The organism is Pseudomonas sivasensis, assembly GCF_052938085.1.
The window spans coordinates 1802074-1825186 of record NZ_CP176442.1; the positions used below are offsets into that span (position 1 = coordinate 1802074).

Consider the following 23113-nt stretch of genomic DNA (forward strand, 5'->3'; position numbering starts at 1 on the left):
CCAGCAGGGAAAATACACGGCATAGCCGTGATAGTGCATCAGCCGGGCAGTGTCTGGCTCAGGAGCTCAAAACACCGCTGCGCCGCCGGGCTCAGCCCCATCCCGCTTCGACTGATCAACCCGATCTCCCTGTTCACTCCGGGATGATCGATGTTGATGCGTTTCAACCCTTCCAGACTGTCCGCCGCCGACTCCGGCAGCACACTGATTCCCAGCCCCTGGCGCACCAACGCCAGCACCGTCGACATGTAGTTGGCCTCCATGCCGGCGTTCAGCGTCAGCCGTGTTTCATCAAACAGCGCATCCACGTGCTCGCGCACACTGCTGTCGCGCCCGGTGAGGATGATCGGCTGGTCTGCCAATTGCTCCAGGGTCAGCTGGCGATGGTGGGCGAGGGGGTGATCCAGCGGTACAAACGCACACAACCGATCATTCAGCACCGGCAGAAAATCCAGTCCATGGCTGAGTCGTGCACGTACGCCGATGCCAAAATCCACTTCCCCTGCGCGCACCTGGGCATGAATGCGGTGGGCGACCAGGTCATGCAACCGTACTTCGATGCCGGCGAAGCGTTCGCGAAACAGGCGCAAGGCCGGCGGCAGGGCGCCAGCGCACACTGAGGGCAGGGCGGCGATGGTGACCACCCCTCGGCGCAGGGCGGCGAGGTCGCGCGAGCCGGTGACAATGTTGTCCAGGTCCAGCAGCAATTTTTCCATGGGGCCACGCGCCTCATGGCCGGCAGCGGTGATGCTGACATGGCGCGGGCTGCGGTCGAGCAGGGTGACACCCAGCCAATCTTCCAATTGCTGAACTTGAACCGTGAGTGCCGAAGGCGACAGATGCAGCTCATTGGCCGCCTTGGTAAAGCTGCCGGTACGGGCGACTGCGAGGAAGGCTTGAATATGCTGGATGCTATTTTTCATAGGCGCGGCTTCATTTTGTTTTTCCGAACATACGGTGGTGAATATTCCAATTTACAAAGAGTAACGCGCTTCCAATACTCCAGGGAAAACAATAACCGGCCAAAAAGGCCGCTCTGGAGTAACCCATGCTCGCAACCCTGGGTGTCATTACCATCCTGTGCCTGCTCGCTGCCGTCATGAGCAAACGCCTCTCACCACTGGTGGCCCTGATCGCCTTGCCGATCATAGCCGCGCTGCTCGGCGGGTTCGGCCTGCAAACCAGTGCCTTCATCATTACGGGGATCAAGAACGTCGCCCCGGTGGTGGGCATGTTTGTGTTTGCGATTCTATTTTTCGGGATCATGACCGATGCCGGCATGCTCGACCCCATCATTGATCGCATCCTGCGTACGGTCGGGACGCGTCCAACACGCATCGTCGTCGGTACCGCGACCCTGGCCCTGCTGGTGCATCTGGACGGTTCCGGCGCGGTAACGTTTTTGGTCACGGTGCCCGCGATGCTGCCGCTGTACACGCGGCTTGGGATCGACAAACGCATCCTCGCCTGTGTGTGCGCTATGGCCGCCGGCGTCAACTTTTTGCCCTGGACCGGCCCGGTGCTGCGCTCTTCGGCAGCGTTGCATGTGCCCGTGGCGGACCTGTTCCAACCGCTGATCCCGGTGCAGATCGTCGGCCTGATCTTTGTTTTCGCCTGTGCCTGGTGGCTCGGCCAGCGTGAAGAAAAACGCCTGGGCCTGGGCGCTGGCTCCAGCGTGGATGCGATGCCGCAACGGGTGCTTAGCGACGACGACATCAAGCTGCGTCGGCCGCGCCTGTTCTGGGTCAACCTGATCCTCACTGTGCTGGTGATGGTGGTGATGATTGCCGGTTGGGTCGACCCGGTGGTGATGTTCATGCTCGGCACCGTGGTGGCGCTGTGCATCAACTACCCGAATGTCGACGCCCAGCGCGCTCGCATCGACGCCCATGCGAAAACCGCCTTGACCATGGCCAGCATCCTGCTCGCCGCCGGGGTGTTCACCGGCATCATGCAAGGCACCGGCATGCTCAAGGCGATTGCCGAAGTGGCGGTGGCGCAGATTCCGGCCGGCCACGGAAAGCTGATCCCGGCAGTCGTGGGCTTTCTGTCGATGCCGCTGAGCATGTTGTTTGACCCCGATTCCTACTATTTCGGCGTGATGCCGGTGATCGCCGAAGTCGGCAAGGCCTTGGGCGTCGACCCGCTGCAAGTGGCCCAAGCCTCGTTGTTGGGCGTGCACACCACCGGTTTCCCGGTTAGCCCGCTGACCCCTGCGACCTTCCTGTTGGTGGGCCTGTGCAAGATCGAACTGGCCGATCACCAGCGCTTTACCATCCCTTTTCTGTTTGCCGCGTCAGTGTTGATGACCCTGACTGCGTTGCTCCTGGGAGTGATCTGAGATGAAAACCTTGCGTATCGGTTCCGGCGCCGGCTACTCCGGCGACCGCATCGAACCTGCCGTGGAACTGGCCGAACACGGTGACCTGGATTACCTCGTGTTCGAATGCCTGGCCGAACGCACCATCGCCTTGGCGCAACAGGCCCGTATCAGCGATCCACAGGGTGGCTACGATCCGTTGCTGAGTGAGCGCATGCGCCGCGTGTTGCCGTTTGTTGGAAGGCAGACCGCGCGTCGTCGCTTGCGCGTGATCACCAATATGGGCGCGGCCAACCCGGTGTCGGCGGCGCTTGAAGTGCGGCGGATTGCCAGTGAATTGGGGTTGAGCCTCAACGTTGTTGCTGTGGTGGGTGACGACGTGTTGTCAGTGCTGCAGCCCGATCACGTGCTCGATAACGGACAGACCGTTGGCTCACTGGGTGAGCGGTTGATTTCCGCGAATGCCTACCTGGGTGTCGACGGCATTATTGATGCGTTGCACGCCGAGGCGGACGTGGTGATTACCGGGCGCGTGGCAGATCCGTCGTTGTTCCTGGCCCCGCAGATGTTTGAGTTCGGTTGGACGGCGGACGATTGGCTGCGCCTGGGCCGTGGCACATTGGTCGGGCATTTGCTGGAGTGTGCAGGGCAGGTCAGCGGTGGTTATTTTGCCGATCCTGGTTTCAAGGATGTGGACGATTTGGCGCGCCTGGGTTTCCCGTTGGCCGAGATCGATGCCGACGGTGAGGCCGTGATCACCAAGGTTGCGGGCTCCGGTGGGCGGGTCAGCCGCGCGACGTGTACCGAACAACTGATCTACGAAGTGCATGATCCGGCGGCGTACCTGACGCCGGACGTGACGGCGGATTTTTCCCAGGTGGGGTTCGTCGAAGAGGGGGTTGATCGCGTGCGTGCCCAAGGGGCCAATGGCCGTGCGCGACCCGAGCAACTGAAGGTCAGCGTCGGTTATCTCGACGGCTGGATCGGTGAGGGGCAGATGTCCTACGGCGGCCCGGGTGCAGTCGCACGGGCGCAACTGGCGCGGGATGTCGTACTCAAGCGTTTGGAACTGATGGGTGTGAAGATGCAAGACCTACGCGCCGAACTGATTGGCATGGACTCGCTCCACGGTCCACGCAGCAGCGTAGAGCCCTGGGAAGTGCGCCTGCGCGTGGCGGCGCGTTGTGAAGACCGAGGGGGCGCGGTGCGCGTCGGTAATGAAGTGGAAACCCTTTACACCAACGGCCCGTCCGGCGGCGGCGGTGCCAGTAAAAGCGTACGGCAAGTGGTGGCGGTGGCCTCGTTGCTGCTGCCCCGAGACGCGGTCAGCCCGAGGATCGAAGCATGAAACTGCACACGCTGGCCCATTCCCGCACCGGGGATAAGGGCGACACCTCAAACGTCTCAATCATTGCCTATCGCGCCGAGGATTATCCGTTGCTGCGTGAGCAGCTCACGGCCGAGCGTGTGGCTGCGTACTTCGCCGGGCTGTTGGAGCCGGGTGCGGCACCGGTTCGACGCTATGAATTGCCGAACGTGCAGGCGTTGAACTTTGTGTTGCCGGGGATTCTGCATGGCGGGGTGACTCGCTCGCTGGCGCTGGATGCGCACGGCAAGTGCCTGGGCTCGGCGCTGCTGGATCTGGAATTGATAACACTGGACTGAATGTGGGAGGGGGCTTGCCCCCCGATAGCGGAGTGTCAGCCGGCTAATCCAGTGACTGACACTCCCTCATCGGGGGCAAGCCCCCTCCCACATTAGTTTTGCGATGTTTGTCAGATCGCGGCAAACCGCTTATCGAGGTAATCGATGATTACCTTGGAGTCATACATCCAAGTGGTCTGGCCGTTTTCTTCGATGCGCAGGCACGGCACCTTGATCTTGCCGCCTTGCTCCAGCAGGGTCTGGCGGTCCTGCTCGTTGTTCTTCGCATCCTTCAGCGCCACCGGCACATTCAGGCGGTGCAGGGTACGGCGGGTCTTCACGCAGAACGGGCAGGCGTGGAATTGATACAGGGTCAGGTCCTTGGCCGCTGCGTTCACCTGCGCCTGTTGTTCGGCAGGGCGCTGCTTTTTGCGCGGACGGGTAAGTAAGTCGCCGGCGATGATGACGTGGCCGAGGCCCACTCGAAGTGCTTTGACGAACATGGCTGAAACCTCTTGCCCATGAAGAAGGGGCCGCAGCTTACCTTAATTCTGCAGGCGAAAAAAAACCGGCGATGAACGCCGGTCTTTTTCTGCGCAGCCTATTACTTGATCAGGCTGAGGAACTCGCTGCGAGTGGCCGCGTTTTCGCGGAACTCACCCAGCATCACAGACGTGATCATCGACGAATTCTGTTTCTCCACACCGCGCATCATCATGCACATGTGCTTAGCTTCGATCACCACCGCCACGCCCAGGGCGCCGGTCACTTGCATCACGGCATCAGCGATCTGGCGGCTGAGGTTTTCCTGGATCTGCAGGCGGCGCGCATACATGTCGACAATCCGCGCGACCTTGGACAGGCCCAGCACTTTGCCACTCGGGATGTACGCGACGTGGGCCTTGCCGATAAACGGCAGCAGGTGGTGTTCGCACAGCGAGTACAACTCGATGTCCTTGACCAGCACCATTTCGCTGTTGTCGGAGCTGAACAAGGCACCGTTGGTGACTTCTTCCAGCGTCTGCTCATAACCGCGGCAGAGGTACTGCATCGCCTTGGCGGCACGTTTTGGCGTGTCGAGCAGGCCCTCGCGGGAGACGTCCTCGCCGAGTTGGCCGAGGATCGCGGTGTAATTCTGTTCCAGGGACATGAAACTACCTGTGGGATTTTCGCAAAGCGCAAGGTTACGGTGGCGGACACATCGCTGCAAGCCTGACGATGTCACTTGTTACTCGTCACGGCCTTCCATCATCGTACGCTTGAGCATCACATACACCGCCCCCGCACCGCCGTGGCGGGCCTGGCAGGAGGTGAAGCCCAGCACCTGAGCGTGTTGGCGCAGCCAGGTGTTGACGTGGCTTTTGATCATCGGTCGCTTACCGTCCAGCCGCACGGCTTTGCCGTGGGTGACGCGTACACAGCGGATTTCGAATTTGGTGGCTTCAGCGAGAAAGGCCCACAGGGTTTCCCGGGCTTTCTCCACGGTCATGCCGTGCAGGTCGAGGCTACCTTCGAAGGGGATCTGGCCGACCTTGAGCTTGCGCATCTGGCTTTCCTGCACGCCATCGCGGGCCCACATCAACTCGTCTTCGGGGCCGACGTCGATCACGAATTGGTCCGACAGGCCATCCACGGTGGTGGCGTCGGTGCGCACGGTCGCGGCCTGGCGCAGTTTGGCGATTTGCGCCCGATCAGCCTTGGGTTTGCCGGTATCGGCGCGGTCGTGCTTGATCGGCTTGACGCCGCGCAGCTCGTTTTTGAACAGGGAAAAATCGTCGTCTTGCATGTCGGCCTCCGCGAAGGGCGGGCAGTTTACCTAATTCGCGGCGGCCGGGCGCAGGAAACGCTATCCAAGCGCCATCAGTCGTGTTTTTTCATCAGGTGTGCAGCGATATTCAGTGATAACGGCTGGCGCATTTTCCGACGGCTACGACGCCACAACCACACGCCCAGCCACAGCACCAGCACGCCGATGCCCAGCAGGAGGGCAGAGCCACCGGGGCTGGCATTCAGTTCGCCAAGGGCCGGTGAATGACCAAACAAGCCGGCGCCACCAGCGCCCGCAAGCAACAAACCTACAATCGCCAGCAACGCGGCAATGCCGGCCACCAGACGCAGACGCCAGTTACTCGGGCCCTTTGGGCGCAAGCGACGAGCGTCAAATCCATCGGATATCTTCATTCCGACCTTTCCTCCAGGGTATCGGCCCTTCGACCGGAAGATACGCAGCTTGTTCCTGTACCCGAGGCAAATGCGCCAAATCAAAAGGCTTAGCGGATGAGCGGGGCAATAAACATTGCCGCGCCGCTCATCAGAAGGGCGATCAGATCAGATCTTTGGTCAGCGCAAGGGTGGCGAAGTTGTCGGCCATGATGGCCATTTCGGTTTGCTGTACGTGCTCGGCAGTCAGGATGCCGCCTTTGTAAGGCAGGTCGCGGGTGGCGCAGGCGTCTTCCACCAGGGTGCAGCGAAAGCCCAGGTTCTTGGCCGCGCGCACGGTGGTGCTGACGCTGGAATGGCTCATGAAACCGCAGACGATCAGGTCCAGGGAACCGAGGTCTTGCAGGTGCTTTTCCAGGCCGGTGCCATGAAAGGCGCTGGGCAGCAGCTTGCCGATGATGGTTTCGTCGCCTTGAGGCTCAAGGCCGGGAATGAACTCACCGCGTTCGCCCTGAGGGTCGAACAGGCCACCGACTGTACCCAGGTGGCGCACATGCACGATCGGACGGCCAGCGTTGCGCGCTGAGGTCACAAGTTGCTTGATATGGTCGACCGCCGCGTCCATGCCCGAGAGGGCGAGTGGACCGCTGAGGTATTCCTTCTGGGCGTCGATGATCACGAGGGTCGCATGGTTCAGGTTGGCTGCTGCGTAACCGCGACCGCTGAGTTGAAACATCGTCTTTGGAACGGACATTCTGGGGCTCCTGTGAGGGGGGCTTTTGCGACATTGTCCACTGGCTGAGCGGTTCTGTGAATCGCTACCATCGTAAGGTACGCCGTTGCTGGCGTGCAGCCATGTCAAGAGGCGGGCTTGTTTAACACAATGCTGGCAAATTGGATGAAATCCGATGGGTGGCGCCAAGTTTTCGTACATCGTCGGTACAGGCGAAGGCTGTTAGAATCGCCAGTCGTTTTTTCCAGGAGTCTGCCCCCGTGATCACTTCCCGCCTGCGCACCTTGCGCGACCATATCCGTTGGGCTGTCAGCCGTTTCCATGGGGAAGACCTGTTTTTCGGCCATGGCACCGACAACGCCTGGGATGAAGCCCGGCAATTGGTGCTCGGCGCCTTGAACCTGCCGTGGGAAATTGCCGACAGTTACCTGGACTGCAACCTGGAAGAAGAGGAAGTCTCCCATGTGCAACGCCTGCTTCACCGCCGTATCCATGAGCGCGTGCCGACCGCCTACCTGCTGGGTGAGGCCTGGTTCTGCGGCATGTCGTTTATCGTCGACAAGCGTGTGTTGATCCCGCGTTCCCCCATCGGCGAACTGATCGAAAACCGCTTCGAACCGTGGCTGGCTCAACCGCCGGCGCGCATCCTCGATCTGTGCACCGGCTCAGGTTGCATCGGCATCGCCTGCGCCTACGAGTTCCAGGACGCCGAGGTCGTGTTGGGTGACTTGTCCTTCGAAGCATTGGAAGTGGCCAACCAGAATATCGAGCGTCATGGCGCTGACGAGCGCGTATACACCGTGCAGGGCGATGGTTTCGACGGCCTGCCAGGCCAGCGTTTCGACCTGATCGTGTCAAATCCGCCGTATGTGGACGCTGAAGACTTCGCCGACATGCCGGACGAATACCAGCATGAGCCGGAGCTGGGACTGGCCTGTGGCGATGACGGTTTGAACCTGGTACGTCGGATGCTCGCCGAAGCGGCGGACCATCTGACCGAGAAGGGTTTGCTGATCGTAGAAGTGGGCAACAGCCAGGTGCACGTTGAGGCGTTGTACCCAGAGGTGGACTTTGCTTGGCTGGAGTTCCAGCGGGGCGGGCACGGGGTGTTCATGCTCACGGCCGAGCAGTGCCGGGCGCATCAGGCCGTCTTTGCCGCCAGGGTCTGAGTGGGTCATGCGGTCAGTGTGGGAGGGGGCTTGCCCCCGATGGTAGGGTCTCAGTCAACACATTCATGACTGAATACACCGCTGTTGGGGGCAAGCCCCCTCCCACATTTTTATTGCAGTGCAACCTATTAGCGGTGTGTCGCAATCCAGATCAACAGCCCTGCCTGGAACACCGTAAACGCCACCAGACAGGTGATGGTGAAACGTAGCCCGCTGTCCTCGCGCTTGAACTTGGTGACTTTTTCCTCTTCCTTGCGCAGCTTCACTTCCTGTTCCAACAGGTTCTGTTCGGCCTGTTGCAGCATCTGCGCGGCTTCGAGGATCTCGACGAACTGCACCTTCTCAGTGTTCCAACTGTCCAGCACATCACCGACCTTGCCTGGCTGTACGTTGCCTTTGAGGTGCTGCACATCGGCATACGCCACATCAAAACCCTGAATGCGCAAGAAGTGGTCGCGGCGCAGGCGCGTGGCTTCGTTGAGTGCGTCCTTGTTGGCCAGGTCGACGCCGTCGACGCGGTAGTGCGACCACTTCTTCTTAGCCCAGGCAGCGCCTTGAGCCACGAGGAAACGGCCGATGCCCCGGTTGGCCGGCTCGATTTCCAGGCTGTTGCCCGGACCGAAATGCACGCGATGGGTGTCGTGGTCGACCCAGATATCCAAGTGGTTTTGTTCGCGACGCACACGCTGGCCGGGCAACTGAATGACCATGCGCAACAGGCTGTGTTGCTTGTCATTGCGCTCGGCATAGCCGAACTGCACGAACCTCAACGGCCGCAGGCCAGTGGCGCGGTCGGTGGCCAGGGGGGCCAGGCGCAGCATCTTGAAATGTTCGGCCTGGACATCCGCCCACGGCAGAGGCGCCGCGTCGACGGCCTCGGTTTTTTCAGCCGGGGTGTCGGCGGTCGGTTCTGGTGTTGCTTCAGTGGTTGTCATGCGGCGCGATCCTGTCCAAGCCCAGCCAGCCGACAGTCTTTTTGCTGTCGACTCTTGGCTTATCGGCCGTTTTTACGAGGACTGGAGGCAAATTGTGGCTTAACGGGGTTGAAGTCCGGCGATAAAGCGCACCACGCGGTTACCTAGCTCTGCGGCGAGGGGTAATTGCGGGTCATTGTAGGAGGCCAATTGCTGCTTCACGTCATTGGGCACGATGCGCATGACGTGGTTCATGCCTTCGATCACCGTCAGCTCGGCATCAGGCTTGGCCCTTTTCAGTTGCTGGGCGTCACCGACACCGACCTGTATATCGTTGGTGCCCTGGACGATCAGTGCCGGCATGCGCAGTTTGGCAAAGGCCGCGGACGGATCGGCGCGGAACAGGCTGATCAGGTAAGGCTGCACACTGGGTCGGAAAATAGCCTCCAGCGGGCCAGGTACATCGGCATCCACCTGACCGGCCTTGAGGTGATCGAGGATTTCATTACTGCGCAGCAGCAGGGCAGGGGGCAAATGATCGGCCAGTTGCTGGCGGATGACCTGGTCCACCGGACGAGCGCTACCTGACAGGGAGATCACACCGGCCGGGTCGAGTTGCGGGGCGGCGAGGGCGGCGACCAGCGCGCCTTCGCTGTGGCCCAGCACAATCAGCGGGCCCATGCGTTTGTCGGCCTTGAGCATGTTGCCCCAGGCCACTGCGTCGGCCACGTAGGCGTCGAGGGTCAGGTTACGCTCGTCAGGTGTGGCGGCGAGGCTTGCCGCCACACCGCGCTTGTCGTAGCGCACGCTGGCGATGTTGTGTCGTGCCAGCACCCACGCCAGGCGCTTGAGACTGTCGTTGCGCGCGCCGTCGGCACTGTTGCCGTTGCGGTCGGTGGGGCCGGAGCCCGCGATAATCAGCACCACGGGCACCGGATGGTCGGATTGGGGCAGCAGCAGCGAACCAAACAGCTCGCCGCTGCCGGTGTCCAGGCTGATGGGCCGTTGCAGTACGACGGGGGACGCGGCGTGGGCCACGGCGGTAAACAGGGTGAGGGTAAACAGCAAAACTCGCAGCATCATCGCGCCATCATTGGTGAAGTGTCGGTTGGACCTGTGCCGACCGGTAAGGTTTCGAGGATGAACTAGTCGGTTGGCCCGCGTATACTGGCGCGCTTGGTTATCACCCCCGAGTGATTACAACTGATTTCACGGAGCGCCCTGCATGTCCGGCAATACCTTCGGCAAGCTGTTCACTGTCACCACCGCAGGCGAAAGCCACGGCCCGGCGTTGGTCGCCATTGTCGACGGCTGCCCGCCCGGCCTGGAACTGTCCCTGGAGGACCTGCAGCGCGACCTCGATCGCCGCAAACCCGGTACCAGTCGCCACACCACCCAGCGCCAGGAGCCTGACGAAGTCGAGATCCTCTCCGGCGTCTTCGAAGGTCGTACCACCGGTTGCGCCATCGGCCTGCTGATCCGTAACACCGACCAGAAGTCCAAAGACTACTCGGCGATCAAGGACCTGTTCCGACCGGCCCACGCCGACTACACCTATCACCACAAATACGGCGAACGCGACTACCGTGGCGGTGGCCGCAGTTCCGCGCGCGAAACCGCCATGCGCGTGGCCGCTGGCGCCATCGCCAAGAAATACCTGGCCACCCAGGGCATCGTGATCCGTGGCTACATGAGCCAGTTGGGCCCGATTGAAATCCCGTTCAAGACCTGGGACAGCGTGGATGACAACGCTTTCTTCTGTCCTGACCCGGATAAAGTGCCGGAACTGGAAGCCTATATGGACCAGTTGCGCCGCGACCAGGACTCCGTCGGCGCCAAGATCACTGTGGTCGCCGAGGGCGTCAAGCCAGGCCTGGGCGAGCCGATCTTCGACCGTCTGGATGCAGAACTGGCCCACGCACTGATGAGCATCAACGCCGTAAAAGGCGTGGAAATCGGCGCAGGCTTCGCGTGTGTGTCCCAGCGCGGCACCGAGCACCGCGATGAGATGACCCCACAAGGTTTCCTCAGCAACAATGCCGGTGGCATCCTTGGGGGCATTTCTTCCGGTCAGCCAATCGTTGCGCACCTGGCGCTCAAGGCCACGTCGAGCATCACCACCCCAGGCCGCTCCATTGACGTCAACGGTAACCCGGTGGATGTGATCACCAAGGGCCGCCACGACCCGTGCGTTGGCATCCGGGCTACGCCCATTGCCGAGGCAATGATGGCCATCGTGTTAATGGACCATCTGCTGCGCAACCGTGGGCAAAATGCTGAGGTGCAGGTGAGCACTCCGGTACTGGGCCAGCTGTGACGGGCTGGTTGTGACAGCGCTCCCTTATTGGCGCCTCTCCAGCTTCTACCTGTTCTACTTCGCCCTGCTGGGGGCGACGGCGCCGTTCCTGGCGCTGTACTTCGATCACTTGGGCTTCTCCAGCGCGCGTATCGGCGAGCTGGTGGCCATCCCCATGCTGATGCGCTGCGTGGCGCCCAACCTGTGGGGCTGGCTGGGCGACTACACTGGCCGCCGCCTGGCCATCGTAAGGTTTGGCGCAGTGTGCACCCTGGTCAGTTTTTCGCTGATTTTCGTCAGTAAGACCTACGCCTGGCTGGCTTTGGTGATGGCCCTGCATGCGTTCTTCTGGCACGCGGTGCTGCCGCAGTTTGAAGTGATCACTCTCGCGCATCTGCAAAAACAGACGTCACGCTACAGTCAGGTACGGTTGTGGGGCTCCATCGGCTTTATCCTTACTGTGGTGATCATGGGCCGGCTGTTCGACTGGCTGAGCCTGGATATCTACCCGGTGGTGGTCGTGGTGATCATGGCCGGGATTATTGGCGCCAGCCTGTGGGTGCCGAATGCGCAGCCTGCCAGCCAGGGTAATCGCCTTGCCGGTGAGGGTTTCCTCAAGCAACTGCGTAGCCCAGGCGTGTTGGCCTTTTACGCCTGTGTCGCGCTGATGCAGATGAGCCATGGGCCGTATTACACCTTTCTCACGCTCCACCTTGAGCACTTGGGCTACAGCCGTGGCGTGATCGGCATGCTGTGGGCCTTGGGAGTAGTGGCCGAAGTGCTGATGTTCCTGGCCATGAGCCGTATCCTCACGCGCTTCTCGGTACGTCGGGTGTTGATGGCCAGTTTCCTGTTGGCGGCGCTGCGCTGGTTACTGCTGGGCTCGTTTGCCGAATTTCTTTGGGTGCTGCTATTGGCGCAGGTCATGCACGCGGCTACCTTCGGCAGCTTTCATGCAGCGGCGATTGCCTTTGTGCAAAGCAGCTTCGGCGATAAACAACAAGGCCAGGGCCAGGCGCTGTACGCCGCTTTGGCCGGCACCGGCGGTGCGCTGGGCGCGCTGTATTCCGGCTATAGCTGGAACCTGTTGGGGCCGACCTTCACCTTTAGTATTGCCAGCGTCGCCGCCCTGGCCGCGGCCGTTATCATGGGTCTTCGATTGCACGAACAGAACCAAGGAACCCTTCAATGAGTTATGTCGCTGTCTACCACGTCGCTTCACCGGATACGCCGAACAAGGTCTTGACCCATGCCGAAGACATCGCTGCGACTCTGGCAGAGCACGGTGTGCGGTTCGAGCGCTGGCAGCCCAGCCCGATCGAGAAGGGCGCCAGCGAGGCTGAAATGATTGCCGCCTATCAGCCGCAGATCGACGCGCTGGGCGACGTTTCGGTGGCAGTATTCAGTGTCACAAGCGACCACCCGCAGAAGGACGAGCTGCGGGCTCGTTTCCTCTCTGAGCGCCGTTACAGCGAAGATGAAGTGCGTTTTTTCATCGCTGGCCAGGGCCTTTTCAGCCTGCACATAGGCGACTACGTATATGCCGTGCGCTGTGAGAAAAACGACCTGCTGGCGATCCCGGCCGGCATGGCGCACTGGTTTGATATGGGCGAGAACCCCCACTTGGTCACACTGCACTTAGCTAAAACGGTGCAAGGGGCGGTCCCGGCATTCACCGGCGATGATATTGCCAGCCGTTTCCCAGGTTTGGATGATTGAAACCAGGCAGCTGGAATGTTCAACCCCGCCAAGTTGGAAGTTGTTGTGGGAAGAGGCTTAGTTGCTTGTAGGGCTTGGCTGTTTATCGCGGCCAATGCGCACTGAAACCATTCGTTATGTAACTCTTTGCGGCACCAGTTGTATCACCTGTCAATAGGAGGAATCCGAAGGGTGATAGGAGATCAGCCAAAAAGAAGGAGAAATGTAATGAATGGGCCAGAGGAGCCGTGTCCGCCACCGTATTTCGTGCCCAACGCGCTCAGGAGGCGCCTGAGCTTGTCCGGCAAGCCGCTGACCCCAGCGGAATTGGAGATCTTACGCTGGGCTTCCGAGGGCAAGACCGTTTGGGAAATCAGTCAGATCCGTGCGACGTCCGAGGCTACCGTCAAATTTCACCTGCGCAATATCTACGGAAAATTGGAAGTCACCAACCGTGTACAGGCGATGAACGAGGCCGCGCGCCAAGGCCTGTGCTGACCTCAACAAAAAAGGGCCGCGACGCTCAACGGCGTCGCGGCCCTTTTTTATGTGCAGTACTTAAGCCGAATGGTAAGTCGGCAGGGCAAAGCGGTTCTGGCTTTGCAGCATCGAAATTTGCGGCAGGTCACTGGCTTGTTCGGCCAGGTCGCGGCGAATGGCACTGATCACCCAAGTAAGTTGGTCGGCAGTGTGCAACTGCTGGTAGGAGATCGAACGCTTGACCTGTTTGCCCTCACCATTGCGCAGTGTCAGCAGGATGCCGCCGTCTGGACGTGGCTGGGTGGTGACGTCGTAGTTGGAGAATACTGAAGCGAATTTATCTTGGATCAGGCTCATGTCTATCAGCTCCGTTGGCTCAATTTGGCAAGCATGGAGTGATAGGTGCAGTGATTGTGCCAGCTCCTGATTTATTAAAATATCCTTGTAAATCAATGTCTTATAAAAAATTGAGATTTTCAGATTCGTGCAAATTGCATGAAGGGCCATCATGCATCCTGCATTTTGCGTTACTTGGCGCGGCCGGATGGGCGTGCCGCTATCCATAAAGACTCCCTTTGCGGGGCTAAATTCCCTTTTTCAGTCGTCGTCTGTTGGGATACAAAACTTTTCAAATCCCGCGTGTACAGTCGAAGAAGGGCTGACGTATTTTCCTTCAATGCACTCGGCCTCCTTCTTACGGAGATATGGGTGCTTTTGGATCATACGAACAATAAGAAAAAGGATGTTCCACCATGAGCCACCCGCAGAACGACATGATCACCTGGGGCAAGCTGTTGCGTACGGTGCCCTCCATTGTTCGTGCCCTGCCACGCGTCGTGCGTGGCATGCGTGCCGCCAATGTCACCGACCCCGCGCAGCCTTGCGGATTGGGCTGGCACTTTGAGCAAGCCACCCTGCGCAATCCGGATGGCAACGCTTTGTTGTATGGCGATCAGGTGCTCAGCTATACCGAAGCCAACCAGCGTGCCAACCGTATCGCCCATCACCTGCACGCCCAGGGCATCGGCAAGGGTGACGTGGTGGCTCTATTTATTGAAAATCGCCCCGAATTACTTTTGAACGTGCTCGCCGTGGCCAAGCTGGGTGGCATCTGCGCGATGCTCAACACTGCGCAAACCCAGGCGGCGCTGGTGCACAGCCTGAACCTGGTGAGCCCAGTGGCCATTATTGTCGGTGCGGAACTGGTGGCCTCCTATGAAACGGTGCGTGATCAGGTCGCGATCAAGGCTGATCGAACCTGGTTCGTCGCCGATCAGCAATCCACCGAGGTGCCCGACGGTTATATCGACCTGATGGCGGTCAGTGCCGAGTGCCCGCTGGAGAATCCGGCCAGCACCGCGCAGGTCTTCTTCAATGACCCGTGCTTCTATATCTACACCTCCGGCACCACCGGCCTGCCCAAGGCCGGGATCATGAAGCATGGCCGCTGGACCAAGACGGCCGTCAGCTTCGGCAGTATCGCCCTGGACATGGGGCCGGATGACGTCCTCTATTGCACCTTGCCGCTCTACCACGCCACCGGATTGTGCGTGTGCTGGGGCTCTGCAATTGTCGGCGCGTCAGGCTTTGCCATCCGCCGCAAGTTCAGCGCCAGCCAGTTCTGGGACGATGCGCGCAGATTCAAGGCAACCACCCTCGGTTATGTCGGCGAGTTGTGCCGTTACCTGCTCGACCAGCCGCCCAGTGAAAACGACCGTGATAACCGCGTCACCAAGATGGTCGGCAACGGCCTGCGCCCTGGCGTGTGGGCGCAGTTCAAGGCGCGCTACGGCGTTGAGCATATCTGCGAGCTGTACGCGGCCAGCGACGGCAATATCGGCTTTACCAACGTATTGAATTTCGACAACACCATCGGCTTTTGCCTGCAGCATTGGGCTCTGGTGGACTATGACCACGAAGGCGGCGAGCCGCTGCGCGGCAGCGATGGCTTTATGCGTAAGGTGCCCTCGGGCGGGCAGGGGCTGTTGCTGGCGAGGATCGATGAAAAATCGCCCTTCGACGGCTACACCGATCCGGAAAAAAATCGCCGGGTGGTGCTCACTGACGTGTTTGAAAAGGGCGATCGCTACTTCAATACCGGCGATTTGTTGCGCAGCATCGGCTTCGGCCATGCGCAATTTGTCGATCGCCTGGGGGACACTTACCGCTGGAAGGGTGAAAACGTCTCCACCACCGAGGTCGAGAATGTCCTGCTGCAACACCCTCAGATCGCCGAAGTGGTGGCGTATGGCGTTGAGATCGAGAACACCAACGGGCGCGCGGGCATGGTCGCCATCACCCCCAGCGAGTCCCTGGCCGCGCTGGACATGCGCGAGCTGCTGCAATTCGCCCACGGCCAGTTGCCAGCCTATGCGGTGCCATTGTTCCTGCGGATCAAGGTCAAGATGGAAACCACCGGTACCTTCAAGTACCAGAAGGTCAAGCTCAAGGAGGAGGCTTTCGATCCGGACAAGGCCGGCAATGACCCGGTGTATGCCTGGCTACCGGGTTCGGACTGCTACGTGCCGGTCACCGGGCAATTGCTCGCGCAGATCCAGGGCGGTCAGTTCCGCTATTGATTGTGGCTATGGGGGCTTTTGACAAAAAAGCCATGACAGGTGGGAACTCCCTCGCGACACTGGCGCCTATTCAGTACCAGATAAGGAGCCCCACATGTCCGACCAGCCTAAACAAATGACCGAAGACGAAGCCGCCGAATTTGCCGAGCAAGTCTTCGACGTGGCCCGCCGCGGCGACGCGGCCATGCTTGCCGCGCTGTTGGCCAAAGGCTTGCCGGCCAATTTCCGCAACCACAATGGCGACACCCTGCTGATGCTCTCGGCCTACCACGGCCACGCCGAGGCGGTGAAAGTGCTCCTGGAGTTCAAGGCCGATCCACTGATCGCGAACGACAAGAACCAACTGCCGATTGCCGGTGCAGCCTTCAAGGGCAACCTGCCGGTGGTCAAGGCGCTGATCGAGGGTGGGACGCCGGTAGAAGCCGCGTCCTCAGACGGTCGCACCGCGCTGATGATGGCGGCGATGTTCAACCGCGTTGACATGGTCGATTACCTGCTTGGTCAGGGCGCCAACCCCAAGGCCACAGATGCCCAGGGCGCGACGGCGCTGGCAGCGGCCCAGACCATGGGCGCGGTGGATACGGCGGCGCAGTTGCAGAAACTGGTGTAGGCTTTGCGCCCTCAAAAACCAGCCCGTTACAGGATCGCCCCATGAAAACCGCCCTCGTCGAACTTATCAGCAAAATCAGCGCCGGGGTCATGGGCGAGGACGAGGTCGCGCGCATCGCTGATGAGGCTGCCCAGGCCTACGCCGATCCTGCTGCATTTCTGGCAGCCAACCCAGACATCAACTACGACGACACCTTCCCGATTCCTTTGGGGGAGTGGGTGGTGGTCGGCAGCCTGCCAGAGACCGTGCTGTTCCAGGCCGACACCTATGGCGATCTGTTTGCGCAGATCGTCGCCTCGTTCGGTCCGGGTGTCGCGTTCAACCTCAAGCCCAAGCAACTGGCCAAGGCTGACGGCCTCACCGCGCTGAACCGCATTCAGATCCAGATGAGCGCCCTGAGCCCGGAGGATGGCGGCTATGTGCTGCTTGATTTCAGCCTGCCCTTGGATGACGAAATCCAGACCGTATTGGTGTTTGGCAACGACCTGCCTCGGGTGCTGGAGCTGTGCGCCGAAGTCGGTATCAAGGCGGAGCCGTCCCTGGAAGCGCTGAAGGTGGCGGTCCACGTCTGAAATAAAACGGAACCCCTGCCAGGGCTGACTATCCTACAAGTGCATGCCCTCACTTAGGAGCGACACCATGGGTTCCACATTTAATGGCTTGATTGGGCTGATCATCCTCGCGCTGGATATCTGGGCGATCATCAATGTGTTTAAAAGCGGCGCGAGCACTGGCGCCAAGGTGTTGTGGATCCTGTTGATCCTGCTGCTGCCGGTCCTGGGCCTGATCATCTGGGCGATTGCCGGGCCACGGGGTAACGTGCGGATTTGATCGCTTCACTCCGTCTGGAGTGGGCACAGTAAATGTGGGAGGGAGCTTCTCCCGATAGCGGTGTATCGCCATTCATCTGGCATTGACACATCGCGATCGGGAGTCAGTCCCCTCCCACATTTCGTTTCAGGATGCCTGTGTGATTTTTGTATCGAAATATTCGCTGTACAGAATTTTCACAACCCATCCAAGACAATTCTCCGGCTTTTTCTGCCTGCTATTAAAGGCGGTGCAGCGGTGCACGTTCAGTAATTAATAGCCTTGCTGTGATTGATCGGGCACCATTCGCGCCACCGCGATATTTCGTCACTTAAACTTCCAATGGGTCCTGAAACGACATGGCAAACCCGGACGCCCTGAGTCAGCAGCGAGCTTCTAATCGCCTGCTGCAACCGACCGTCAAATCCCATCTGGCATACACGCTGCTCTGCGCACTGGTCATGATGGTGATGTTCTCCCTGCTGCGCCTGGCGCTGCTGGTGTACAACCGCGAGATGATCCTCGACACCCCGGCCTCGACCTTCCTGGAAGCGTTCGCCAACGGCCTGCGTTTTGACATACGCCTGGTGGTGTATCTGCTGATCCCGCTGCTGCTGGCACTGTTCAGCGTACGGGCCATGGCCGCGCGTGGGTTCTTCCGTTTCTGGCTGACCATTGCGTCCAGCATCGCCCTGTTCCTGGGCTTGATGGAGATGGACTTCTACCGCGAGTTCCACCAGCGCCTCAACGGCCTGGTTTTCCAGTACGTGAAGGAAGACCCGAAAACCGTGATGAGCATGCTCTGGTACGGTTTTCCGGTGGTGCGCTACCTGCTGGCCTGGGCCGTAGGCACGCTGATCCTGAGCATCGCCTTCAAAGGCGCTGATCGCGCGACGCGCCCACGCGGCCCATTCAGCGGTGGCAGTATCGGCACCCGCCAGGTCGCGCCGTGGTACAGCCGCATCGCGGTGTTCGTGGTCTGCCTGCTGATCGCTGTGGTTGCCGCCCGTGGCACTCTGCGTCAGGGCCCGCCGCTGCGCTGGGGCGACGTGTACACCACCGATTCCAACTTCGCCAACCAGTTGGGCCTCAATGGCACCTTGTCGCTGATCGCGGCGGCCAAGGCTCGGTTCGGTGAAGACCGCGCCAATATCTGGAAGGCCACTCTGGATCAGCCGTTGGCGACCCAGACCGTGCGCGACATGCTGGTATTGCCCCAAGAGAAACTGGTCGATACCGACACCGCCGCCGTGCGCCGTGACTACATGCCGCCGGCCGAGAAGACTCTGCCGATCAAGAACGTCGTGGTCATCCTGATGGAAAGCTTCGCCGGTCACTCGGTAGGCGCATTGGGTCGTCCGGGCAACATCACGCCATCCTTCGACAAACTGTCCAAGGAAGGCCTGCTATTCGACCGCTTCTTCTCCAACGGCACTCACACCCACCAGGGTATGTTCGCCACCATGGCCTGCTTCCCGAACCTGCCAGGCTTTGAATACCTGATGCAGACACCGGAAGGCAGCCACAAGCTGTCGGGCCTGCCGCAGTTGCTCAGCGCGCGTCAGTTTGACGACGTGTATGTCTACAACGGCGACTTCGCCTGGGACAACCAGTCGGGCTTCTTCAGCAACCAGGGCATGACCAACTTCATTGGCCGCAACGACTTCGTCGACCCTGTGTTCTCTGATCCGACGTGGGGCGTGTCCGACCAGGACATGTTCAACCGTGGCCTGCAAGAGTTGAAAGCCCGCGAAGGCGGCAAGCCGTTCTACGCACTGCTGCAAACCCTGTCCAACCACACGCCGTACGCGTTGCCGACGCCATTGCCGGTCGAGAAAGTCACTGACCGTGGCAGCCTCAACGAGCATTTGACGGCCATGCGTTACTCCGACTGGGCCCTGGGCCAGTTCTTTGAAAAGGCCCGCAAGGAGCCGTACTTCAAGGAAACCCTGTTTGTAATCGTGGGCGACCACGGCTTCGGCAACGAACAGCAGATCACCGAGATGGACTTGGGCCGCTTCAACGTGCCAATGCTGATGATTGCACCGGGCATGCAGGAGAAGTTCGGCGAGCGTGACCACACCGTGGGCACCCAGATCGACATCGTGCCGACCATTATGGGCCGCCTCGGTGGCGACACCCTGCACCAATGCTGGGGTCGTGATCTGCTGAACCTGCCGGAAGGCGACAAAGGCTTTGGCGTGATCAAGCCTTCGGGCAGCGACCAGACTGTGGCCTTGGTCACCGCAGACCGCATCCTTGTTCTGCCCAAGGAGATGCCACCGAAGTTGTGGGAATACGAACTGGGCGCTAACCCGACCGGTAAGGTGATTCCTGAATCGCCGGACGAGGCTGCGTTGAAGCAGAAACTTGAGTCCTTCCTGCAGACGGCCACCAAGAGCCTGTTGGATAACACCGCCGGCGTAGTTGACGGCAAGCCGGACTAATTAACCGGCAATAAAAAAGAGGCCTTTTCAGGCCTCTTTTTTTATGCGGTTTTTATATCCGGCCGAGCAACAACAACACCAGCAGGACAACCAGAACAACACCCAGGATACCCGACGGGCCATAGCCCCAGTTGCGGGAGTGCGGGAAGACTGGCAGACCACCGACCAGCAGCAGAATCAGGATGATGATTAGAATGAGGCTCATGGTTTTATTTCCTTATAGGCCTTGTGCAAGGACTGATGATTTAACGTTACGACCGCAGGTTTAATTACGAACGCCTTAACAACTCCGACTCCTGCGCTTCGCATAAAATTCCGTGTTTTTTTAAAGCATTTTGCAAACACGCTTATTTCTTTTAATGCGCTCTCAGCTGCGTCGTACTAGTTGAAAAAGATTGAACTTAGGCGGTGCGCAGGCATCCGACCCGGCCCACGGTTTGCCTGGGGCATTCATCAATCTGATGGTGCGTGGGTGCAGGAAAAACCTTCGCTACACTGCCGATCACTTCTTCTGTGAACCACAAGGCAGCTTCCTATGCAAAATCGCATGATGATCACTGGCGCCGGGTCCGGCCTGGGTCGTGAAATCGCTCTGCGCTGGGCCCGCGAGGGTTGGCAATTGGCCTTGTCGGATGTCAGCGAGCCAGGCTTGCAGGAAACCCTCAAGCTCGTGCGCGAGGCCGGGGGCGATGGCTTTACCCAACGTTGCGACGTGCGCGACTACAGCCAGCTCACCGCGTTTGCCCAGGCGTGCGAAGTGAAGCTGGGGGGCATCGATGTGATCGTCAATAACGCTGGCGTCGCCTCGGGTGGTTTCTTTGCCGAACTATCCCTGGAGGATTGGGACTGGCAGATTGCGATCAATCTGATGGGCGTGGTCAAAGGCTGCAAGGCGTTCCTGCCGCTGCTGGAAAAGAGCAAGGGCCGCATCATCAACATCGCCTCTATGGCCGCGCTGATGCAAGGGCCGGCCATGAGCAACTACAACGTAGCCAAGGCCGGTGTGGTGGCGCTGTCGGAAAGCCTGCTGGTGGAGCTCAAGCAGCAGGAAGTCGGCGTGCATGTGGTATGCCCGTCGTTCTTCCAGACCAACCTGCTGGACTCGTTCCGTGGGCCGACGCCGGCGATGAAGGCCCAGGTGGGCAAGTTGTTGGAGAGTTCGCCGATCTCGGCGGCGGATATTGCCGATTACATCTATCAGCGTGTCGCCGAAGGGGAATTCATGATCTTGCCCCACGAGCAGGGCCGGATGGCCTGGGCGTTGAAGCAGAAGAATCCGCAATTGCTCTACGACGAAATGACTACCATGGCCGACAAGATGCGCGCCAAGGCACAGGCTGTTAAAGGCTAATCAGGTGTTGGTCTGTCAGGCAAATTACCTACTGGTGTAGGTGTTGCCTGATTTAGCTGCGCGCCATTGTTGCATCAACCTTCTGCGCGCATGGTCGAGGTCCTGTCACTCCAAAAGGACAAACGCCATGCTGGTCTTAAGCCGCGCTGTAGGCGAAATCATCTCCATCGGTGATGAGATCACCGTGCGCATCCTGGAACTGAACGGCGACCAAGTGAAATTCGGCATTGCCGCACCAGCGGGGATCAATGTGCACCGCGCCGAGGTGCATCAGAAAATGCTCGAACGCCAAGCCACTCAACCCCAACCCGCCACCAACCCCTAGAACACCCTCAGTCGAACAGATGCTTGGGCACATCGTGCTTGAGCATCAACTGGCATTGCTCGCTTTCCGGGTCGAACACGATCAGGGCCTGGCCCTTGGTCAGCGCTTGGCGCACGCGCAGCACGCGGGTTTCCAGGGGCGTGTCGTCGCCATTGTCGGTGCCGTCGCGGGTCACGAAGTCTTCGATCAGGCGGGTCAGGGTGTCGACTTCAAGAGCGTCGTAGGGAATCAGCATACAAGCCTCAGATAGAGAATCCCGGCGATGCTACTGTGCCGGGACCCGGGTTGCCAGCAGTGGCTGTTACTCGCCTGAGGACTTGTTGCCCACCAGACTGTCCACCGACGGCACGCGCGTGTCGCTCTCCATCTGTGTTTCATGCTCGATTTGATGACTGAAGCGGTCCAGTGAACCCTGGGCCGGCTGCGCGTCGCTGGCAAAGACCGGCGGGCTGAGGATGTACGCGCCGAGCAAGCGGCTCAGCGCCGCCAGGCTGTCGATATGGGTGCGCTCGTAGCCGTGGGTCGCGTCGCAACCAAACGCCAGCAGCGCTGTACGGATATCGTGGCCGGCCGTCACCGCCGAGTGTGCATCGCTGAAGTAATAACGGAACAGATCGCGGCGCACTGGCAGGTCGTTTTCCGATGCGAGGCGCAGCAGGTGACGGGACAGGTGATAGTCGTACGGCCCGCCGGAATCCTGCATCGCTACACTCACCGCATGTTCGCTGGAGTGCTGGCCGGGGGCGACCGGGGCGATGTCGATGCCGACAAACTCACTCACATCCCACGGCAGGGCTGCCGCCGCACCGCTGCCGGTTTCTTCGGTGATGGTGAACAGCGGATGGCAGTCGATCAGCAACGGCTCGCCGCTGTCGACGATGGCCTTGAGCGCGGCGAGCAGGGCGGCGACGCCCGCCTTATCGTCCAGGTGGCGTGCGCTGATATGCCCGCTCTCGGTGAACTCGGGCAGCGGGTCAAAGGCGACGTAGTCACCGACGCTGATCCCCAGGGAGTCGCAGTCGGCGCGGGTTGCGCAGTAAGCGTCCAGGCGCAGTTCTACGTGGTCCCAGCTCACCGGCATTTCATCCACGGCGGTGTTGAACGCATGCCCGGAGGCCATCAGCGGCAACACGCTGCCGCGAATCACACCGTTGTCGGTGAACAGGCTGACGCGGCTGCCTTCGGCAAAACGGCTGGACCAGCAGCCTACTGGCGCCAGGGTCAGGCGGCCGTTGTCCTTGATCGCACGCACGGCGGCGCCAATGGTGTCCAAGTGCGCCGACACAGCACGGTCGGGGCTGTTTTTCTGGCCCTTGAGGGTTGCGCGGATGGTGCCGCGGCGGGTCATTTCAAACGGGATACCCAGCTCTTCGAGGCGCTCGGCGACGTAGCGCACGATGGTGTCGGTAAAGCCGGTAGGGCTGGGAATGGCGAGCATTTCCAACAGCACTTTTTGCAGGTAGTTGAGATCCGGTTCGGGGATGGTTCGGCTCATAAAGACTCCTGATGAAATAAGGGCAACCCGTGGGGCTGTAGTGGCGAGCGGGCTTTTTGTGGTGAGCGGGCTTGACCTGCGC

Annotated in this window: 27 protein-coding genes; 15 read left to right on the top strand and 12 right to left on the bottom strand. The window is 60.2% G+C overall.

Features of this window, described 5'->3' with window-relative positions; all coding sequences use genetic code 11:
* Positions 1-38 precede the first annotated feature (38 nt).
* Positions 39-923, bottom strand: a complete 885-nt coding sequence (locus ACKZ62_RS08420; protein ID WP_122681114.1) for a LysR family transcriptional regulator — start codon at positions 921-923, stop codon at positions 39-41.
* Between the two features lie 125 nt (positions 924-1048).
* Between ACKZ62_RS08420 and ACKZ62_RS08425 the strand changes: the two genes are divergently transcribed.
* From ACKZ62_RS08425 to ACKZ62_RS08435, 3 genes are read left to right on the top strand one after another with little or no spacing between them, the layout of a single operon-like run.
* Complete coding sequence (locus ACKZ62_RS08425) at positions 1049-2341, top strand: CitMHS family transporter (RefSeq protein ID WP_122756975.1); 1293 nt, start codon at positions 1049-1051, stop codon at positions 2339-2341.
* 1 nt (position 2342) lies between these two features.
* Positions 2343-3668 carry an acyclic terpene utilization AtuA family protein gene (locus ACKZ62_RS08430; RefSeq protein ID WP_447096524.1) on the top strand — a complete coding sequence of 442 codons (1326 nt, stop codon included), beginning with the start codon at positions 2343-2345 and terminating at the stop codon, positions 3666-3668.
* On the top strand, positions 3665-3985 hold the full coding sequence (locus ACKZ62_RS08435) for an AtuA-related protein (RefSeq protein ID WP_447096525.1): 321 nt from the start codon (positions 3665-3667) through the stop codon (positions 3983-3985). Before ACKZ62_RS08430 ends, ACKZ62_RS08435 begins: the two co-directional genes overlap by 4 nt.
* Before the next feature lie 110 nt (positions 3986-4095).
* Here the strand turns inward: ACKZ62_RS08435 and ACKZ62_RS08440 are convergent, their stop codons facing one another.
* From ACKZ62_RS08440 to ACKZ62_RS08460, 5 genes are all read right to left on the bottom strand, one after another.
* A complete protein-coding gene (locus ACKZ62_RS08440) occupies positions 4096-4467 on the bottom strand; it encodes a glutathione S-transferase N-terminal domain-containing protein (RefSeq protein WP_032888027.1) in 372 nt (123 codons plus the stop codon).
* 101 nt (positions 4468-4568) lie between these two features.
* Positions 4569-5114, bottom strand: a complete 546-nt coding sequence (gene folE / locus ACKZ62_RS08445) for a GTP cyclohydrolase I FolE (RefSeq protein ID WP_003442011.1) — start codon at positions 5112-5114, stop codon at positions 4569-4571.
* Between the two features lie 78 nt (positions 5115-5192).
* Positions 5193-5750 carry a Smr/MutS family protein gene (locus tag ACKZ62_RS08450; protein ID WP_032888029.1) on the bottom strand — a complete coding sequence of 186 codons (558 nt, stop codon included), beginning with the start codon at positions 5748-5750 and terminating at the stop codon, positions 5193-5195.
* Positions 5751-5824: 74 nt separating this feature from the next.
* Positions 5825-6145, bottom strand: coding sequence for a hypothetical protein (locus ACKZ62_RS08455; protein WP_032888031.1), 321 nt, complete (start codon positions 6143-6145; stop codon positions 5825-5827).
* Positions 6146-6287: 142 nt separating this feature from the next.
* Positions 6288-6878 (bottom strand): cysteine hydrolase family protein, encoded by a 591-nt coding sequence (locus ACKZ62_RS08460; protein ID WP_095185465.1) that lies wholly within the window; start codon positions 6876-6878, stop codon positions 6288-6290.
* A gap of 239 nt (positions 6879-7117) precedes the next feature.
* On the opposite strand from ACKZ62_RS08460, the gene prmB reads away from it, so the two are divergent.
* A complete protein-coding gene (gene prmB, locus ACKZ62_RS08465; RefSeq protein WP_122764606.1) occupies positions 7118-8026 on the top strand; it encodes a 50S ribosomal protein L3 N(5)-glutamine methyltransferase in 909 nt (302 codons plus the stop codon).
* A gap of 128 nt (positions 8027-8154) precedes the next feature.
* On the opposite strand, the gene ACKZ62_RS08470 is transcribed toward prmB, so the two are convergent.
* Together ACKZ62_RS08470 and ACKZ62_RS08475 are read right to left on the bottom strand one after the other, a co-directional pair.
* The gene (locus ACKZ62_RS08470) at positions 8155-8961 is read right to left on the bottom strand and encodes a hypothetical protein (RefSeq protein ID WP_032888036.1); all 807 of its coding nucleotides are present in this window, start codon (positions 8959-8961) and stop codon (positions 8155-8157) included.
* A 99-nt stretch (positions 8962-9060) separates the two neighbouring features.
* A complete protein-coding gene (locus ACKZ62_RS08475) occupies positions 9061-10023 on the bottom strand; it encodes an alpha/beta hydrolase (protein WP_032888038.1) in 963 nt (320 codons plus the stop codon).
* A 142-nt stretch (positions 10024-10165) separates the two neighbouring features.
* Between ACKZ62_RS08475 and aroC the strand changes: the two genes are divergently transcribed.
* From aroC to ACKZ62_RS08495, 4 genes are all read left to right on the top strand, one after another.
* Positions 10166-11257, top strand: a complete 1092-nt coding sequence (gene aroC / locus ACKZ62_RS08480; RefSeq protein WP_032888040.1) for a chorismate synthase — start codon at positions 10166-10168, stop codon at positions 11255-11257.
* A gap of 4 nt (positions 11258-11261) precedes the next feature.
* The gene (locus tag ACKZ62_RS08485) at positions 11262-12428 is read left to right on the top strand and encodes an MFS transporter (RefSeq protein WP_442116410.1); all 1167 of its coding nucleotides are present in this window, start codon (positions 11262-11264) and stop codon (positions 12426-12428) included.
* Positions 12425-12955: a 1,2-dihydroxy-3-keto-5-methylthiopentene dioxygenase gene (locus tag ACKZ62_RS08490; protein ID WP_099603053.1), complete on the top strand. Its 531-nt coding sequence runs from the start codon at positions 12425-12427 to the stop codon at positions 12953-12955. The genes ACKZ62_RS08485 and ACKZ62_RS08490 overlap by 4 nt, the downstream gene beginning before the upstream one ends.
* 207 nt (positions 12956-13162) lie before the next feature.
* The gene (locus ACKZ62_RS08495; RefSeq protein WP_032888046.1) at positions 13163-13432 is read left to right on the top strand and encodes a response regulator transcription factor; all 270 of its coding nucleotides are present in this window, start codon (positions 13163-13165) and stop codon (positions 13430-13432) included.
* 60 nt (positions 13433-13492) lie between these two features.
* On the opposite strand, the gene ACKZ62_RS08500 is transcribed toward ACKZ62_RS08495, so the two are convergent.
* Positions 13493-13771, bottom strand: coding sequence for a DUF3509 domain-containing protein (locus tag ACKZ62_RS08500; RefSeq protein WP_032888048.1), 279 nt, complete (start codon positions 13769-13771; stop codon positions 13493-13495).
* 395 nt (positions 13772-14166) lie between these two features.
* Here ACKZ62_RS08500 and ACKZ62_RS08505 point away from each other — a divergent pair, with 395 nt between their 5' ends.
* The 5 genes from ACKZ62_RS08505 (at position 14167) to ACKZ62_RS08525 (ending at position 19860) form a co-directional block, all read left to right on the top strand.
* The gene (locus ACKZ62_RS08505) at positions 14167-15993 is read left to right on the top strand and encodes a long-chain-acyl-CoA synthetase (protein ID WP_447096526.1); all 1827 of its coding nucleotides are present in this window, start codon (positions 14167-14169) and stop codon (positions 15991-15993) included.
* A 94-nt stretch (positions 15994-16087) separates the two neighbouring features.
* Complete coding sequence (locus ACKZ62_RS08510) at positions 16088-16603, top strand: ankyrin repeat domain-containing protein (protein ID WP_032888051.1); 516 nt, start codon at positions 16088-16090, stop codon at positions 16601-16603.
* A 41-nt stretch (positions 16604-16644) separates the two neighbouring features.
* Positions 16645-17175, top strand: a complete 531-nt coding sequence (locus ACKZ62_RS08515) for a hypothetical protein (RefSeq protein WP_032888053.1) — start codon at positions 16645-16647, stop codon at positions 17173-17175.
* Positions 17176-17242: 67 nt separating this feature from the next.
* A complete protein-coding gene (locus ACKZ62_RS08520) occupies positions 17243-17434 on the top strand; it encodes a PLDc N-terminal domain-containing protein (RefSeq protein WP_003172956.1) in 192 nt (63 codons plus the stop codon).
* 338 nt (positions 17435-17772) lie between these two features.
* Positions 17773-19860, top strand: coding sequence for an LTA synthase family protein (locus ACKZ62_RS08525; RefSeq protein ID WP_032888055.1), 2088 nt, complete (start codon positions 17773-17775; stop codon positions 19858-19860).
* Positions 19861-19912: 52 nt separating this feature from the next.
* Here ACKZ62_RS08525 and ACKZ62_RS08530 read toward each other — a convergent pair whose 3' ends face one another.
* Positions 19913-20065 carry a DUF3309 family protein gene (locus ACKZ62_RS08530; protein ID WP_015885095.1) on the bottom strand — a complete coding sequence of 51 codons (153 nt, stop codon included), beginning with the start codon at positions 20063-20065 and terminating at the stop codon, positions 19913-19915.
* A 330-nt stretch (positions 20066-20395) separates the two neighbouring features.
* Between ACKZ62_RS08530 and ACKZ62_RS08535 the strand changes: the two genes are divergently transcribed.
* Together ACKZ62_RS08535 and csrA are read left to right on the top strand one after the other, a co-directional pair.
* Positions 20396-21211: an SDR family oxidoreductase gene (locus ACKZ62_RS08535; RefSeq protein ID WP_032888057.1), complete on the top strand. Its 816-nt coding sequence runs from the start codon at positions 20396-20398 to the stop codon at positions 21209-21211.
* A gap of 127 nt (positions 21212-21338) precedes the next feature.
* Positions 21339-21536: a carbon storage regulator CsrA gene (gene csrA / locus ACKZ62_RS08540; protein ID WP_095185473.1), complete on the top strand. Its 198-nt coding sequence runs from the start codon at positions 21339-21341 to the stop codon at positions 21534-21536.
* A 7-nt stretch (positions 21537-21543) separates the two neighbouring features.
* Here the strand turns inward: csrA and ACKZ62_RS08545 are convergent, their stop codons facing one another.
* On the bottom strand, positions 21544-21771 hold the full coding sequence (locus ACKZ62_RS08545; RefSeq protein WP_003192759.1) for a YheU family protein: 228 nt from the start codon (positions 21769-21771) through the stop codon (positions 21544-21546).
* Between the two features lie 66 nt (positions 21772-21837).
* Positions 21838-23031 carry an osmoprotectant NAGGN system M42 family peptidase gene (locus ACKZ62_RS08550; protein ID WP_032888060.1) on the bottom strand — a complete coding sequence of 398 codons (1194 nt, stop codon included), beginning with the start codon at positions 23029-23031 and terminating at the stop codon, positions 21838-21840.
* Positions 23032-23113: the final 82 nt, after the last annotated feature.